This window comes from Sphingomonas sp. PEI4 (assembly GCF_056679955.1).
On record NZ_CM155258.1, the window covers coordinates 1,866,680 to 1,881,956 of the forward strand.

At 62.8% G+C, this 15,277-nt stretch carries 14 protein-coding genes; 9 read left to right on the forward strand and 5 right to left on the reverse strand.

Going from position 1 to position 15,277, the window contains the following annotated elements; translation table 11 throughout:
* Window positions 1-68 precede the first annotated feature (68 nt).
* The 4 genes from AC1MLZ_RS08520 (at window position 69) to AC1MLZ_RS08535 (ending at window position 6,401) form a co-directional block, all read left to right on the forward strand.
* The gene (locus tag AC1MLZ_RS08520; protein WP_480961261.1) at window positions 69-608 is read left to right on the forward strand and encodes a PilZ domain-containing protein; all 540 of its coding nucleotides are present in this window, start codon (window positions 69-71) and stop codon (window positions 606-608) included.
* A 263-nt stretch (window positions 609-871) separates the two neighbouring features.
* Window positions 872-1,597: a haloacid dehalogenase type II gene (locus AC1MLZ_RS08525; protein ID WP_480961262.1), complete on the forward strand. Its 726-nt coding sequence runs from the start codon at window positions 872-874 to the stop codon at window positions 1,595-1,597.
* A gap of 94 nt (window positions 1,598-1,691) precedes the next feature.
* The gene (locus tag AC1MLZ_RS08530) at window positions 1,692-3,797 is read left to right on the forward strand and encodes a PAS domain-containing protein (RefSeq protein ID WP_480961263.1); all 2,106 of its coding nucleotides are present in this window, start codon (window positions 1,692-1,694) and stop codon (window positions 3,795-3,797) included.
* A 717-nt stretch (window positions 3,798-4,514) separates the two neighbouring features.
* Window positions 4,515-6,401: a ribonucleoside-diphosphate reductase subunit alpha gene (locus AC1MLZ_RS08535; RefSeq protein ID WP_480961264.1), complete on the forward strand. Its 1,887-nt coding sequence runs from the start codon at window positions 4,515-4,517 to the stop codon at window positions 6,399-6,401.
* Between the two features lie 139 nt (window positions 6,402-6,540).
* Here the strand turns inward: AC1MLZ_RS08535 and AC1MLZ_RS08540 are convergent, their stop codons facing one another.
* Window positions 6,541-6,801: a DUF2171 domain-containing protein gene (locus AC1MLZ_RS08540; protein WP_353441032.1), complete on the reverse strand. Its 261-nt coding sequence runs from the start codon at window positions 6,799-6,801 to the stop codon at window positions 6,541-6,543.
* Between the two features lie 56 nt (window positions 6,802-6,857).
* On the opposite strand from AC1MLZ_RS08540, the gene AC1MLZ_RS08545 reads away from it, so the two are divergent.
* Genes AC1MLZ_RS08545 through AC1MLZ_RS08560 form a run of 4 tightly spaced genes read left to right on the forward strand, consistent with a single transcriptional unit; the run spans window position 6,858 to window position 10,149 of the window.
* Window positions 6,858-7,061 carry a hypothetical protein gene (locus AC1MLZ_RS08545; protein ID WP_480961265.1) on the forward strand — a complete coding sequence of 68 codons (204 nt, stop codon included), beginning with the start codon at window positions 6,858-6,860 and terminating at the stop codon, window positions 7,059-7,061.
* 13 nt (window positions 7,062-7,074) lie between these two features.
* A complete protein-coding gene (locus AC1MLZ_RS08550) occupies window positions 7,075-7,365 on the forward strand; it encodes a hypothetical protein (RefSeq protein ID WP_480961266.1) in 291 nt (96 codons plus the stop codon).
* A gap of 55 nt (window positions 7,366-7,420) precedes the next feature.
* Window positions 7,421-8,476 (forward strand): ribonucleotide-diphosphate reductase subunit beta, encoded by a 1,056-nt coding sequence (locus AC1MLZ_RS08555; RefSeq protein ID WP_480961267.1) that lies wholly within the window; start codon window positions 7,421-7,423, stop codon window positions 8,474-8,476.
* A 5-nt stretch (window positions 8,477-8,481) separates the two neighbouring features.
* Window positions 8,482-10,149, forward strand: a complete 1,668-nt coding sequence (locus AC1MLZ_RS08560; protein ID WP_480961268.1) for an ATP-dependent nuclease — start codon at window positions 8,482-8,484, stop codon at window positions 10,147-10,149.
* Window positions 10,150-10,152: 3 nt separating this feature from the next.
* Here AC1MLZ_RS08560 and AC1MLZ_RS08565 read toward each other — a convergent pair whose 3' ends face one another.
* The 4 genes from AC1MLZ_RS08565 to AC1MLZ_RS08580 all read right to left on the reverse strand — a co-directional run bounded on the left by AC1MLZ_RS08565 (window position 10,153) and on the right by AC1MLZ_RS08580 (window position 14,557).
* Window positions 10,153-11,046, reverse strand: coding sequence for a thermonuclease family protein (locus AC1MLZ_RS08565; RefSeq protein WP_480961269.1), 894 nt, complete (start codon window positions 11,044-11,046; stop codon window positions 10,153-10,155).
* A 625-nt stretch (window positions 11,047-11,671) separates the two neighbouring features.
* Window positions 11,672-12,337, reverse strand: a complete 666-nt coding sequence (locus AC1MLZ_RS08570) for an outer membrane protein (RefSeq protein WP_480961270.1) — start codon at window positions 12,335-12,337, stop codon at window positions 11,672-11,674.
* Window positions 12,338-12,874: 537 nt separating this feature from the next.
* Window positions 12,875-13,219 (reverse strand): DNA primase, encoded by a 345-nt coding sequence (locus AC1MLZ_RS08575; protein ID WP_480961271.1) that lies wholly within the window; start codon window positions 13,217-13,219, stop codon window positions 12,875-12,877.
* A gap of 78 nt (window positions 13,220-13,297) precedes the next feature.
* The gene (locus AC1MLZ_RS08580; RefSeq protein ID WP_480961272.1) at window positions 13,298-14,557 is read right to left on the reverse strand and encodes a multidrug effflux MFS transporter; all 1,260 of its coding nucleotides are present in this window, start codon (window positions 14,555-14,557) and stop codon (window positions 13,298-13,300) included.
* 128 nt (window positions 14,558-14,685) lie between these two features.
* Between AC1MLZ_RS08580 and AC1MLZ_RS08585 the strand changes: the two genes are divergently transcribed.
* A complete protein-coding gene (locus tag AC1MLZ_RS08585) occupies window positions 14,686-15,183 on the forward strand; it encodes a hypothetical protein (RefSeq protein WP_480961273.1) in 498 nt (165 codons plus the stop codon).
* Window positions 15,184-15,277 lie beyond the last annotated feature (94 nt).

Sequence of the window (15,277 nt, forward strand, 5' to 3'; positions counted from 1 at the left end):
GCAAAGTCCGTTCCCTGCGCCGAATAACATACTGGGCGGACGACAAGATCAAGATCGACCAGTCGTTCGTGCGCGGTGCCGCCGAGCCGGGCAACCGCAACGCCGCGATCATCAAGGCGATCGTTACGCTCGCCGACACGCTCGGGATGGAGACGACCGCCGAAGGGGTCGAGGTGCAGGACGAGATCGACCTGATCCGCAACCTCGGGTGCAGCCATATCCAGGGCTATGTCTATGGCCGCCCGGTGCGCGCGGACGAGGCATTGCGGCAATTGGGGGTCGAGAACGGCACCGCCGCCGCCAGTGGCTTCAAGGTGAGCCGCGCGCCGCGTACCAAGATGTTGCGCTCCGCCCGGATTGCGATCGACGGCGTCCGCGGTGACGTGCGCATTCGCGACATCTCGACGTCGGGCGCGATGCTCGACGGGCTCCGGATCGACGGCAATCCCGACGGTGTCGAGATGCAGATCGAACTGGTCGAGGACCAGATGTTCGGCGCCCGCGTCCGCTGGGCCCGCGCCGGCAAGGCGGGCATCGAGTTCCACGAGGCGTTCAACCTGGAGCGGCTGAACCAGGGCCATTCCGCGCGCCTCCGCCGGGCTGGGTGAGTCAGGGCGAAATGACATCACTGCCTCGGCCACGTCTCCTTTCCAGTTCCCCCGCGAAAGCGGGGGCCCAGGACCAAGCCGCGCCACCGCCCGAGACTCCTGGACTCCCGCCTTCGCGGGAGAACGGTAAAGATTCGCCACCTCGGCGAAGGCCAAGGTGGCTGAACGATTGCCGAATCCCCTCGTCTACAACGGCGTGTGCAATGGCCTCGAAGTCCCCCACCGCCGGGAACCAACCGCCGCCTCCCGCCGTCTTTCCCCCCATGGTACATCGTGCCCAGATCAAAGCCCTCGCCTTCGACGTGTTCGGCACCGTGGTCGACTGGCGCTCGGGGATCGCGCGCGATGCCGCGCCGATCCTCGCGCGGCTCGACCGCACCGATATCGACCCACACGCGTTCGCCGATGGCTGGCGCAAACGCTATCAGCCTGCGCTGGAGGAGGTACGCAACGGCCAGCGCCCGTTCGTGATCCTCGACACGCTTCACCGCGAAGCGCTCGAAGACCTGCTCCGCCACCATGGCATCGACTCGGCAGGGCTGGACGAAGCGACGCTCACCGACCTGACGCACGCCTGGCATCGCCTGGACCCGTGGCCCGACTCGGTCGAAGGTCTCACCCGCCTCAAGACCCGCTACCCGATCGTGACGCTGAGCAACGGCAACATCGCGCTCATGCTGGAGATGGCGCGCCGCGCCGGCCTCCCCTGGGACGCGATCCTCGGGGCGGAAGTCAGCCGGGTCTACAAGCCGCTCCCCGAAGCCTACCTCGCCACCGCGCGTTTCCTCGGCATTGCCCCCGACGAGCTTTGTCTCGTCGCTGCGCATCACAGCGACCTCGCCGCCGCACGCGCCGCCGGTCTCCAGACCGCCTATGTCGATCGCCCGCACGAATATGGCGGCCGCCTCGCACCCGATGCGGACGCCGCACAGGACTGGGAGTATAGCGTCGACAGCCTGACGCGGTTGGCCGACGAACTGTGCCGATGACCCGCCGATCTGCCGCTCGCACCGATGGTAACGCGCGGCCGCGCCCCGTATCCACCAATCTCGGACGTGGAATTCGACCCGGCAGGATCTTGAGATGACCACACAGACGGCCGAGGCCGATTTCCTGACCGGCGGCGGCGAGATGGCCGCGATGATCCGCACGCATGACTGGTCGGCCTCGCCGCTGGGGCCGGTCGAGCATTGGCCGCAATCGCTTCGCTCGATCGTCTCGCTGATGCTCGCATCGAAATTCGCGATGTGCATCGCCTGGGGTCCGGAACTCGGCTTCCTGTACAACGATCATTACGCGCGGATCCTGCACGACAAGCATCCCGCGGCACTCGGCGACCGGCTGCCCGACATCTGGGCCGAACTCTGGCCCGACGTCAGTCCGCTCGTGGACAAGGCACTGGCCGGCGAAGCCTCGTTCTTCGAGAATCTTCCGCTCGTCACCAACCGCAAGGGCTATGACGAGCATACCTGGTTCACCTTCTCCTACTCGCCGGTCCGCGACGAGAGCGGCGCGATCGCGGGCATGTTCTGCTCGACCTATGAAAGCACCGGGCAGGTCCAGACCGGACGTGCGCTGCGCGACGAACGCGAACGGATGGGCCAGATGTTTGCGCAGGCGCCGACCTTCATGGCGATGCTGCGGGGACCCGAGCACCGGTTCGAGCTGGCCAACCCTGGTTACAACAAGCTCGTCGGCCACCGGGAGGTACTCGGCCGCACCGTCGCCGAGGCGTTGCCCGACGCGGTCGAACAGGGGTTTCTCGACCTGCTCGACGGCGTGTTCGAGAGCGGCGAGGCGTTCACCGCGAGCGGGATGCTCTTCGCGGTCCAGGCGGAACCCGGCGGCGCGGTCGACGATCGCTACGTCGATTTCGTCTACCAGCCCATTCGCGACGCGACCGGTGCCGTCGTCGGCATCTTCGTCGAGGGTGCAGACGTCACCGATCGCAAGCGGCTCGAACACGACCTGCAATTGCTCAACGCCGACCTCGAACGGCGCGTCCGCGATCGCACGGAAGAACTGATCGAAGCGCAGGAGGCGTTGCGACAGGCGCAGAAGATGGAGGCGGTCGGCCAACTCACCGGCGGCATCGCACATGACTTCAACAACCTGTTGCAGGGCATCACCGGCAGCCTGGAGATCGTCCAGCGGCGCGTGGCGCAGGGCCGTGTCGGCGAACTCGACCGCTTCATTTCGGGCGCTACCGCTGCCGCCAATCGCGCTGCGGCACTCACCCACCGGCTGCTCGCCTTCTCGCGCCGCCAGCCGCTCGACCCGCGCCCGGTGAAGGTCAATCCGCTGGTCGCATCGCTGGAGGACCTGCTTCGGCGCACGACCGGCGAGCAGATCGAACTGGAGATGGTGCTCGCGGCGGGGCTCTGGACGACGCTGTGCGATCCCAACCAGCTCGAGAATTCGCTGCTCAACCTCGCCATCAACGCACGCGACGCGATGCCGCACGGTGGCACGCTGACGATCGAGACCTGCAACGCACAACTCGACGACCATTTCGCCGCGAGCCGGCGCGATGTCCGGCCCGGCCATTACGTCTGCATCTGCATATCCGATACCGGCACGGGCATGTCCGCCGATACGATCGCCAAGGCGTTCGAGCCGTTCTTCACGACCAAGCCGCTGGGTCAGGGCACCGGGCTCGGCCTGTCGATGGTCTATGGCTTCGCGCGCCAGTCCGAAGGCTATGCGAGGATCTACAGCGAGGTCGGCAAGGGCACGACGATCAAGCTGTATCTGCCGCGCCACTACGGCATGGCGGAACAGGACGACGCGCTGCCCGGCCTGACCCAGGAGCACGTCACCGACGCGGGCGAGATCGTGCTGGTGGTCGAGGACGACGTGGTGGTCCGGTCACTGATCGTCGAGGTGCTGGGCGAACTCGGCTATCAGGCGGTCGAGGCGCATGACGGCCCGGCGGGGCTGGAACGGCTGCGCACGATGGAGCGAGTCGACCTGCTCGTCACCGACATCGGCCTGCCGGGCTTGAACGGACGGCAAGTCGCGGACGCGGGGCGCGCGTTGCGTCCCGACCTGCGCGTGCTGTTCATGACGGGATATGCGGAGAATGCCGCGCTGGCGTCGGGATTCCTGGAACCGGGGATGTCGATGATCACCAAGCCGTTCGCGATGGACGCGCTGGCGACGCAGATCCGGGCGATGATCGAGGGCTGAGACACGCGCCGATTCCCACCACCCCGGCGAAGGCCGGGGCCCAGTTGGAAAGGTCGCAGTAACAACACGCCGCGCTCGGTTAGCAACGTCCCCCAACTGGGCCCCGGCCTCCGCCGGGGTGGTGCTCGGATAGGTAAGTAGGAGATGGAGCCGCCCCATCCTGTTCCCCCGCGAAGGCGGGGGTCCAGGAATCAAGCAGGACAACGATCATGGTTCCTGGGCCCCCGCCTTCGCGGGGGAACTAGAAGGGACGGAGGCTCAACGGAAAGTCGAGCCCCGCGCGCCCATACCGTCTCCTCCACAAAGCAACATTTGCCATCTTCCGCCCCGAAATAATTTTTCGTTCCCGCTTCGCCCCCTTGCGCTTCGTGAACCCCGCAGAAGTCCACGCGTCGCGAATCCCCGCTCGTCCAACCCCGCGACGAACGCGACGAACCGAGCCCCGATCCACCTCCACACCCCCTTGCGTCTCTTCGCGCTTTGGCACAATCTCTTGGGGTTGCGTTCGGGGGCGGACCCAATCGCTGGTAGAACAACCCTCGCATGGCTCTGTGCGAACCGATCATATGCGCGCCTTCCACCGCCGCGATGGTCACTTTTTGTTCTCCCGTTAGGGGCCGTCCAATGGTAGCATGGTGACATGACGCCGATTCGAACGAATACGGAACAACAGGAGCGGTTTCGATGGATTTCAGAGACAGCAGCCGGGATAGCGACATGACGACAGACACGATCGACCAGACCATCGAGACCCCGGCCGCCGAGGCCCCCAAGGCCCCGCGCCAGGCGCAGGACAGCCATTCCGTGCGCGCGCAGATCTACCCGGTCGAGGTCGATCACAGCCGCGACGCGCTCCTGACCGAATTCGGCAAGGACACGCTCAAGGATCGCTACCTGCTCCCGGGCGAGAGCTATCAGGACCTGTTCGTCCGCGTCGCCTCCGCCTATGCCGACGACGCCGGCCACGCGCAGCGCCTGTACGATGCGATCTCGAAGCTCTGGTTCATGCCCGCCACGCCCGTTCTGTCGAACGGCGGCACCGGTCGTGGCCTGCCGATCTCGTGCTACCTCAACTCGGTCCCCGACAGCCTCGGCGGCATCGTCGACACCTGGAACGAGAATGTCTGGCTCGCCTCGCGCGGCGGCGGCATCGGCACCTATTGGGGCAACGTCCGCGGCATCGGCGAGCCGGTCGGCCTCAACGGCAAGACCAGCGGCATCATCCCGTTCGTCCGCGTCATGGATTCGCTGACGCTCGCGATCTCGCAGGGCTCGCTGCGCCGCGGGTCGGCGGCGGTGTATCTCGACGTCTCGCACCCCGAGATCGAGGAATTCCTCGAAATCCGCAAACCCTCGGGCGATTTTAACCGCAAGGCGCTGAACCTCCACCACGGCGTGCTGATCACCGACGCGTTCATGGAGGCCGTGCGCAACGGCGAGGAATGGCATCTTCGCTCGCCGAAGGACCAGGCGATCCGCGCCACCGTCGACGCGCGCTCGCTGTTCCAGAAGCTCGTCGAGACCCGCCTCCAGACTGGCGAGCCGTACATCGTCTTCGCCGATCACGTGAACAAGGCGATGCCGAAGCATCACCGCGAACTCGGCCTCAAGGTCTCGACCTCGAACCTCTGCTCGGAGATCACGCTGCCGACCGGCAAGGATCACCTCGGCAACGAGCGTACTGCGGTGTGCTGCCTGTCGTCGCTGAACCTCGAAACCTGGGATCAGTGGAAGGACGAGAAGGGCCTGATCGAGGACGTCATGCGCTTCCTCGACAACGTGCTGCAGGATTACATCGACCGCCACGAACCCGGCATGGAGCGCGCTGCCTATTCCGCGGGCCGTGAGCGCTCGGTGGGCCTCGGCGTGATGGGCTTCCACTCGTTCCTCCAGGCACGCGGCCTGGCGTTCGAGGGCGCGATGGCGAAGTCGTGGAACCTGCGCATGTTCAAGCACATCAGTGCCCAGGCCAACGAAGCCTCGATGCAGCTCGCGATCGAGCGTGGCCCCTGCCCCGACGCCGCCGACGTCGGCGCGATGGAGCGATTCAGCTGCAAGATGGCGATCGCACCGACCGCGTCGATCAGCATCATCTGCGGCGGCACCAGCGCCTGCATCGAGCCGATCCCGGCGAACATCTACACGCACAAGACGCTGTCGGGCAGCTTCTCGGTCAAGAACCCGTATCTCGAAAAGATGCTGAGCGAGAAGTCGAAGAACTCCGACGCGGTGTGGAACTCGATCCTCGAACAGGGCGGCAGCGTCCAGCATCTCGACTTCCTCTCGGTCGAGGAAAAGGACTGCTACAAGACCAGCTTCGAGATCGACCAGCGCTGGCTGCTCGAACTCGCCGCCGATCGCACGCCCTACATCGACCAGGCGCAGTCGCTGAACCTGTTCATCCCCGCCGACGTCGAGAAGTGGGACCTGCTGATGCTCCACTTCCGTGCGTGGGAGCTGGGGATCAAGTCGCTCTATTACCTACGCTCGAAGTCGGTGCAGCGCGCGGGCTTCGCCGGCGGGGTCGAGGCGGACAACACCATCGACCTGCGCCAGATCGACGTCGAGTCGAAGGATTACGATGAGTGCCTTGCCTGCCAGTAAGGCGCCTCGATCGCCCGGCGTGACCCCGGCCCGTGAATCACGGATCGGAGATCACCCGACGCGAAAAACCCCGGCCCGCGCGAAGCGGACCGGGGTTCGAGCAGGCGTGGCGGCGCGTTCGATACGCACCGCAGAGGGTTTATTCCTCTTCTTCGAACGTCACCGCCACGTCGGCGTTGGCGGAAAGCCGGACCTTGCCGTCCTCGATATCCGCAACCAACCCGAGCGAGATGAAGTGATGATGCCCTTCATGGCTGCCCGTGCCCTCGACGACCTGCGGGCCCGAGTCCTTCTTGGTCAGCTTGATGCGGTTGCCTTCGACCTTGTCGACGGTGCCGACATGGACGCCGTCAGCGCCGATGACTTCGGCATGTTCCTGGATCTTGGTTGCATCGACCATGGTCGTTCTCCTGTATTGAGTTCCGGGCTTGAACGCACGCCGTGCGAGTTGGTCGCATGACGTACGGCAGCGCTATCATGTTTGCCGTCGCAGGCGTGCTCGGTCTTGTCGGAATCGCACTTCTTCTGCGCCTCCGCTCGCCCGCCATCACCGAACCGCAGACCTATGCGTTCCGGATGATCGGGATCATGCTGGTCTCGGGCGCGATCGTCCTGGCAATGTCCGCCGCCGCGATGTGGCAATGGAGCACCGAGACATGACGCTGACCATGCCATGAGCCTGAACACACTGGTCCTGATCCTGGCGGTGTTCGCCATCTGCGTGGCGAACGTCATGCTCGGCCGCCACTGGAGCCGCCTCGATCACAATCCCTGGTCGAGATCGTCGTCGGATCGCATGCTCGATATCGATCCCGACGTCGACAGCGAGCCCGTCCCCGGCTGGAACCCCGGCACGATGGACGTGGCCAAGATCCGCCAGCGCGGCCGCCAGTTGATGATCGCCGCACCGATCGCCTCGATCGTCTTCGTGGTCGTCGTCATGATCAGTTCCAGCCGCTTCTAGTTTCCCGTTTTCCCAGTTTCACCCAGTTTTCCCTAATTCCTTCCGGAGCTTCCCGATGTCCCTCCTTCACGCCTCCAAGCAGTATAAGCCCTTCGAATACCCCTGGGCGTTCGAGTTCTGGAAGCGCCAGCAGCAGCTCCACTGGCTCCCCGAGGAAGTGCCCTTGGGCGAGGATTGCCGCGATTGGGCGCAGAAGCTCAGCGATCACGAGCGCAACCTGCTGACCCAGATCTTCCGCTTCTTCACGCAGGCCGACGTCGAGGTGCAGGATTGCTACCACGAGAAATACGGCCGCGTGTTCAAGCCGACCGAGATCAAGATGATGCTGACCTCGTTCAGCAACATGGAAACGGTCCACATCGCCGCCTACAGCCATCTGCTCGACACCATCGGCATGCCCGAGAGCGAATATGGCGCCTTCCTCGACTATGCCGAGATGAAGGAAAAGCATGATTACATGCAGACCTTCGGCGTCGACAACGACGAGGATATCGCCCGCACGCTCGCCATGTTCGGCGGCTTCACCGAGGGCGTCCAGCTGTTCGCGTCGTTCGCGATGCTGATGAACTTCCCGCGCTTCAACAAGATGAAGGGCATGGGCCAGATCGTCACCTGGTCGATCCGCGACGAGAGCCTCCACTGCGAGGGCATCATCAAGATGTTCCACACCTTCTGTCAGGAGCGCCAGTGCCTGACCAAGGCGGTCAAGGACGACATCGCCGACGTCTGCCAGACGACGATCCGCCTCGAGGACAATTTCATCGACCTCGCGTTCGAGATGGGTCCGGTCAACGGCATGACGCCCAAGGAGATCAAGAAGTACATCCGCTTCATCGCCGACTGGCGCATGACTCAGCTCGGCCTGAAGCCGATCTACATGATCGACGAGCACCCGCTGCCCTGGCTCGCCCCGATGCTCAACGGCGTCGAGCACGCCAACTTCTTCGAACAGCGCGCAACGGAATATTCGAAGGCCGCAACCAAGGGCCAGTGGAACGACGTCTGGGACTCGTTCGACAAGCGCCAGACCGCGAAGAAGGGTCCGATCGCGAATGTGGACCTGAGCGAGGTTCGGGATATGTTTTCGCTCGATGGCGTGGCGGCTGAGTAATAATAATGTCGTCATTAAAAGCCTCAGGCCGCTACTCCCCTTATATCAAGAACGTTAAACTTCTTGATGGCGAAGTAATACCTCTAATACCGTCCATTACCTTTGTTGTTGGTCCAAATAACGGGGGAAAGTCGACGTTTCTTGGGGAGCTTATGCTTGACTACAAAGCAAGCAGTGAAGCGAACACAAAGTGGATTTTCGAATCATCCTGGGAATTAGGAGAAAAAGAGGATTTTGATAAGTTTATATCAATCCACTTTAAAGAACATAGCAGCAGCTTTGTAACAAGCCTTAAAACTGGCAACAATGTTCTAAAGGTTTTTACAACAGGTTTTTACCAATCCAACCGGTTAGGTTATTCGGATTATCTGATTAAGATATTAGATGCTCGTGACCGAATAGGCCTCTCGGATAGAGTATCAGCGCCAGACGTAATAGATCGACAAGTTTCTCATCCGTACCATACTTTCTTCTTTGAACCGGACAAAGAACTAGCTTTCTCCGACAAAGTCGAAGAACCCTTCGGAAAGGGACTACGAATTAATCGGACGGGCGCGAATACAATAGCCCATCTCGGCGAACTAACCGACTCGGAGCGATTATCCAGCGATTACGAGGAGCATATATTAAAGAATATGTCTCCAATCGATTTGCTAGGCGACGGGATAAGGTCATACGTTGGGATTTTATTAAATTTTTACGCGGATGCTCGACCTGTCACATTAATCGATGAACCGGAAGCTTTTCTTCACCCTCCTCAAGCCCATCGGCTTGGCAGAGAGCTTGCTACACTTGCGAACGACGAAGGTAGGCAAGCGGTAATTGCAACTCATAGCGCAGATATCATTCGAGGAGCAATTTCGACTGGCGCAGATGTGCAACTGCTATACCTTGATCATCACCGAAGTGAACGACCGTGGCATGTTGTAAACATGGAGCAAGTAAGAAGTTTTAGCACAGAGCCATTTCTCGTACACACAAATGCACTTGACGCCCTTTTTTATGGACAGGCTGTTGTCTGTGAAGCCGAAGCTGATATTATGTTTTTTAAGTGGGCTTTGGAAAGAGCGGGTGAGTCAAGTAAAATCGAAGAGACATTCTGGATACCCAGTTATGGGAAATCAGCAGTACCTTCCATCATAGATAGCTTGAGCCAACTTGGTGTAGAAGCGAAATGTATATTTGACATCGATGTCTTGCTTAATATCAATATTATTGAATCGATTTCAAAGTCGCTAAACATCGAAATATCTCCATACCTCGCAGCTCTTAAAAGACTTCCTTTTGAGATAAAGGTTCCACCCGCCGCGCAAGCCCTCAAAGAAATAGAGGACACTCTTCGCCATACGTCGGATAATGATACTGACGATATTAGGATGAGAGCGATAAGATCGATAAAAAAATCTGCGGAAGGATTAAGTAGATCGTGGTCATTGAAGGCTGCCGGTTTACGCTTGCTACCTAAAGGTGAATCCCAGAAGGTTATTCGCGATTTTATAAACCACATGAATGATCACGGCGTTATGATTTTACAGGAAGGCGAACTAGAGAACTATGTTCCCGACGTCGGGGGCCACGGTAAAGGTTGGGTACGGCAAGCCATAGAAGAGAACAATTTTAACACAGGATTGGAATCATCTCTGCTGGAGCAACTTAAGAAACTTATTGATTAAGTTTTATCTGCACCAGGGCGAGCGCTTGCCCCCACCGTACCGCCGCGCGAGTCCGTGGCGGACCAGGACCGCGCCCAGCGACTCCCCGCCCCTCTCGACGATCCGCAGCTTCCGGCCGTAGCGGTCGACGTCGCGCTTGATCGGGGTCAGCGTAAAGGGGCCGGCGTTGAGCAGCGCCTGCATCTTCAGCGTTGCCGCCTGCCCCAGCCGTGCTTCGCGGGCGCAGCGGGGCGGGTGGGTTTCGGGGGTGTCGATGTCGGCGATGCGGATCTTGGTGCCGGCCATCCAGAAGGTGTCGCCGTCGACCATGCAGTCGATCCGCTTGGCGTGGCCGCAGATCGTGAAGCGCGCGGATACGGGCTTGCCGCCCGATAGCGCGGATGCGGCGGCAGCGGCGGTCGACGCCGCGCTGGCGACACCCACTGCGGTGGCCAAGGCCCCTGTGGCGGCGGCGGCGCCGGTGGTGGCGGCGGCGGTGGTGGCGGCGGCGGTGGTAGCGGCGGCGGTGGTAGCGGCGGCGGTGGTAGCGGCGGCACCACCCCCATTCGTCGCGGTTCCGGCGACGGCCGGTGCAGCGGACGGCGCTTCCGGCTTGGCCGCGTCCGCACCCCAGCCCCAGCCTCCCGGCACGCGCAGATGCCCGGCGGGCCAGGCGATGCCGAACCCGGTCGGCCATTCGATCTTCAATCCGGGCGGCACCAGCTCCGACCAGTCGATCTGGCGGATCACCGGCATCATCAGCCCGAGCAGCACGCCGTAGAACACCAGGCGGAGTTGCAGCAGGACTCCCGGCTTGGCGCCGCGCCCAGCACCTCCGCGCGGAGTACCCCCGCGCCCACGCGCGGCGCCAGCGCGATTGCCGCCCAGCAACCGCATGAAATCAAACACATACTCCATCGTCCCTCGCGCGTACGCGCGCGCGCGAGGATGTCACCCTTGTCGGCACCGGCCTTGCGGCGAGCGGAGTCGGAAACGAGGCGAACGCATCGTGAACATTGTTCACCCGACCCAAGCTGGCCAAAGTCGGTTCCGTATTATCGATCCGATGCCGCTGTTCGCCCTGTGTCGGATGGGAGGACGACCATGAGACGACTAGTGCGTAGGTCCCAAAAACATCAGAGACGCACACCGACGCGGCAGTCATACCGGTCGGGTAGTCCGCCCACGTGTCCACACACCGGGCAATATGATCTCGATCGGACCGCCAAACCAACGCTTGCGAGCCTGCCGCAGGTCGCTGCCCGACAGGATCGGCACGGCTGGAGACGGCGCCGTCCTACACGCGTCGGCCGTGCCCGGATCGGCGCATGTCATCGTTCCCGCACGTCCCCGTCGACACCGCGCTTGAAATCGCGCCTGCCATCGAACCCGCCATGACGCCCACCGATGCTCGGGATCGCGCGATCGTTACCTTGCTCGCTCGTGACGCCCCGAACCCCAGACGCACGAAGGGCGGGAAATGGCTTTAGCCACTCCCCGCCCCCGTTACGCGTCCAGCTTTTCCCTCTTGCGAGGCAAAGGCTTAGAAGTGCGTGATGATGCCGAGCATCGGGCGGAAGCTCTGCGCGTCGCCGAAGGTGTTGACCTCGGCGCGGATGCGGAAGCCTGCGTTGCCGGTGATGCCCTTCAGGCCGATGCTCTGCGGACCGACTTCTGCGCCGATGCCGTAGGTGATCGCGCTGTAGTCACGACCGGTGTCGCCGCCGTTGGTCGAGCGTGCCGAGAAATGGTCGAAGTTGACCCACTGGTAGCCGACCTTGCCGTAGATCAGGCCGCTGTCGCCAGCGCGGAAGCCGAAGCGGCCTGCTGCGCCGTATTCCCAATCGATGTTGCCATCGATGCCCTTGATCACGTTGCCTTCTGCGCCGACGAAGACCGGGCCGAGCGGCACGTTCACGCCGATGACGCCCTGGACCAGCGAGCCCGATGGCTTGTAGCCGCGACGGGTCGTGCCGTCAGCGTTCAGCGCCTGCGGGATGCCGTGGCCGCGCTCGTTGTCGAACTGCTCCCAACCGCCCATGATGCCGACATACGGCTCGATACCGAATGCCTTCGAACCGTCTGGTGCCGACGCTTCGCCGAGCTGTGCGCTGTTGTCGGTGGGAGCCGGTGCCGACATGTCCTGCGCGAAGGCGGGAACTGCGACCGTTGCGGCGGCGAGGGCGATTGCCAGGGAAAGCTTACGCATGAGTTTGACCTTATACCGATGTTGCGTGGATCCCCGACTGCACGGTGCGTCGGTTCGGTCCAGGCAAGCCAAACCGGCCGGCGCGCACATGGTTGCACAAAAAACGTCACATTCAGGGAACACTTCCGCTGTGTTGCGTTACAGCAACGGTTCCTGTCATTTACATGAACGAAGTGTGGCGTCGGCGGCATGGTATAGGCAGAAATACAGCCGAAAAGCGGCAGAAAGCAGTCGGCTGGCATAGTGGCGCCGTCTGTTTACCGGCTGGTGACCATCGGTGTGCGATGCAGCATCGATGGGGTTCTCACGCTTGTTCCGCAGCCGCTGGGCGGCTCTATTCTGGTCGGCGGGGATCCTGTGGACGGCCTATGACGTGGCCAGCGACGCACCGGAACCAGCTACGAAGCCGCATCGGGCAACGTCGTGGAGCAGCCTGTGGACGCCACCGGCGCTACGTTCGATGCGGACGATCTTGCAATTCTGGCCAACGCCGCGGGCTGAAGGCGACGCGCCCGATACAGGCGCGTCGCGGATCGTTCAGGGCTTCAAAGCGACGTCGTCGGCGTCCTTGAGGTCTTCATCGTCGTCGATCGTGTCGTCGTCGAGTTCGTCCTGGACGTCGTCCTCGTCCATGTCGGCCTCGTCCATCGTGACGGACGCATCCGTCTCGCCGACCTCTTCGGAGTCCATCTTGGTCTCGTCGATCGACTCGTCGTCGGTGTCGTCCTCGCCCAGGTCGGGATCGAGATCAGTCAGGATGATGCCGTCGGACGGGCCGTTGCGCGTGGCCTCGAGGATTTCGGCGCGCTGGCTCTCGTCATAGCCCTCTTCGTCATAGCCGTCGTCGCCCGAACCGGCACTCGGCACCTGATGTCCGCCCATGTCACACTCCCTCGTTCCAGGATGCCCGCACGTTGCGGGCCTACCGGATGCGAACGGTGGACGTGCGCGGTGGTTCCTTCAAGCGCGCGTGGGTGCGGTGGATGCAGGCCGGAACAAGCGACCCCGCTCGGTGACCAGGATGGAAACGAGCGCGGCGAGACCCGCCAACAGGAACCCGGCGACCAGCGGCACGGTGGTGCCATTGAAAGCCTGCCCGATCAGCGCACCGAACACTGCGCCGACGGTGACGCTCAGGAACCCCTGCACGCTCGACGCGGTGCCGGCGATCCGCCCCATATTCTCCATCGCCATCGCCGAGAAGTTCGACGTCGCCAGCCCGAAACAGCCGAGCGTCAGCGCCTGGAATATCGCGAAGCTAACCAGCGTCTCGAACCCGATCTCGATCGCGAACAAATGGACCAGCGACACCAGGATCAACACCGACAACGCGCCGTGGCTGATAAGCCGAGTCCCCAGCCGCATGACGATCCGCGAGTTGAGCAGATTGCACGCCGCCATCGTCACCGCCGTCGTCGCAAAGACCAGCGCGAGCAGGGTGGGCTTGTGGAACACGTCCGCCATGATCTGCTGGATCGAATTGAGATAACCGTACAGCGCGCCCATCAACGCGGTCGAGGCGAGCGTGTAGCCGAGCGAATTGCGGTCGGCGAGCGTCTGGCGCCAGTCGCCGAGGATCCGCCCCGGCGTGATCGGCAGGACGTTCTCGGGCGCGAGCGTCTCGGGCATCCGCAGGTAGAACCAGATCAGCACGCCGAGCGTCAGCACCGCGACCGTCCAGAAGATCGCGCGCCAGTCGCCGAACTGGAGCACCGTCCAACCGAACGTCGGCGCCAGGATCGGCACGATCATGAACACCATGAACGCGATCGACATGACCCGAGCCATCGCGCGCCCGTGATAGCAGTCTCGGACCAGCGCGATCGTCGCTACCCGAGCCGCGGCGATCACCGCGCCGCCGAACGCGCGCGCGGCCAGCAGCAGCGTGAAGCTGCCCGCGGTGGCGCAGGCGACGTTGGCGATGATGTACAGGACGAGCGACCAGAGCAGCACCGTCCGCCGCCCGAACCGATCGGCAAGCGGCCCGTGGACGAGCTGCGCGACGCCAAACCCGATGACGAACGCAGTCACCACGAACTGCCGCCCGTTCTCAGTCGCGACGCCGAGCGAGTCGCCGATCGCCGGCAGCGCGGGCAGCATCGAATCGATGCCGAGCGCGGTCAGCGACATCAACGAGGCAACAAGTGCGACGAACTCGACGAAGCCGATCGGCGCGCCGCGCATCGCCGGCGCGTCGGACTGGGGATCCTGGGTCTGCATGATGCAAGCGCCTTTACCCGCTCGGCTGGTCTTGCGAAACCCGCTAACCGGCGCGGGTTCAAGATGATTGCGCGATACGCCGTTGCGCCCTATCTGTGTTGTAGAAACAATACACTCCGGAGACAGCCATGATCCGCCCGCTCCTGCTCACCGCCGTCGGTCTTGCGTGCGTGTCGACCCTCTCAGCCTGCGACCGCTCGAACGAGGGCACATCGATCTCGATCAACGCCGATGGCGGTAACGTCCTCGGCGCGATCAACGGTGAGACCGGCGAGATGAAGATCGACGTCCCGGGATTCCAGGGATCGGTGAAGCTGCCGAAGATCAAGATCGACACGAGCAACTTCGATCTCAACGGCGTGCGCCTGTATCCGGGGTCGTCGATCAAGACGCTGAACATCGTCGGCGACGACAAGGCGGGCGGGTTGCGTGTCGCCTTCGCCAGCCCGGCAACGCCCGCGATCGTCCGCGACTGGTTTGCACAGCGGCTCGGCAAGGTGGGCTATCAGGTCCATCCCGAAGGTGCGAACCTGATCGGGACGACGGACGAGAACAAACCCTTCCGCCTGGAACTGGCTCCTGATGGCAAGGACAAGGCGACCGGCACGATCGTCATAAGCGGGTAAGGCTCCCCTTCCGTCATGCCGGGCTTGTTCCGGCATCCACCGTTCCGCAAACCCGAAAGACGTGATGGCGCGGAACCGTGGACCCCGGAACAAG

What these genes read in the sequence shown, in the direction of transcription:
- AC1MLZ_RS08580 (WP_480961272.1), bottom strand. Translation starts at nt 14,557, where the DNA reads ATGCAGACCCAGGATCCCCAGTCCGACGCGCCGGCGATGCGCGGCGCG.
- AC1MLZ_RS08555 (WP_480961267.1), top strand. Translation starts at nt 7,421, where the DNA reads ATGTCCCTCCTTCACGCCTCCAAGCAGTATAAGCCCTTCGAATACCCC.
- AC1MLZ_RS08570 (WP_480961270.1), bottom strand. Translation starts at nt 12,337, where the DNA reads ATGCGTAAGCTTTCCCTGGCAATCGCCCTCGCCGCCGCAACGGTCGCA.
- AC1MLZ_RS08560 (WP_480961268.1), top strand. Translation starts at nt 8,482, where the DNA reads ATGTCGTCATTAAAAGCCTCAGGCCGCTACTCCCCTTATATCAAGAAC.
- AC1MLZ_RS08525 (WP_480961262.1), top strand. Translation starts at nt 872, where the DNA reads ATGGTACATCGTGCCCAGATCAAAGCCCTCGCCTTCGACGTGTTCGGC.
- AC1MLZ_RS08540 (WP_353441032.1), bottom strand. Translation starts at nt 6,801, where the DNA reads ATGGTCGATGCAACCAAGATCCAGGAACATGCCGAAGTCATCGGCGCT.
- AC1MLZ_RS08545 (WP_480961265.1), top strand. Translation starts at nt 6,858, where the DNA reads ATGACGTACGGCAGCGCTATCATGTTTGCCGTCGCAGGCGTGCTCGGT.
- AC1MLZ_RS08550 (WP_480961266.1), top strand. Translation starts at nt 7,075, where the DNA reads ATGAGCCTGAACACACTGGTCCTGATCCTGGCGGTGTTCGCCATCTGC.
- AC1MLZ_RS08585 (WP_480961273.1), top strand. Translation starts at nt 14,686, where the DNA reads ATGATCCGCCCGCTCCTGCTCACCGCCGTCGGTCTTGCGTGCGTGTCG.
- AC1MLZ_RS08575 (WP_480961271.1), bottom strand. Translation starts at nt 13,219, where the DNA reads ATGGGCGGACATCAGGTGCCGAGTGCCGGTTCGGGCGACGACGGCTAT.
- AC1MLZ_RS08535 (WP_480961264.1), top strand. Translation starts at nt 4,515, where the DNA reads ATGACGACAGACACGATCGACCAGACCATCGAGACCCCGGCCGCCGAG.
- AC1MLZ_RS08530 (WP_480961263.1), top strand. Translation starts at nt 1,692, where the DNA reads ATGACCACACAGACGGCCGAGGCCGATTTCCTGACCGGCGGCGGCGAG.
- AC1MLZ_RS08565 (WP_480961269.1), bottom strand. Translation starts at nt 11,046, where the DNA reads ATGGAGTATGTGTTTGATTTCATGCGGTTGCTGGGCGGCAATCGCGCT.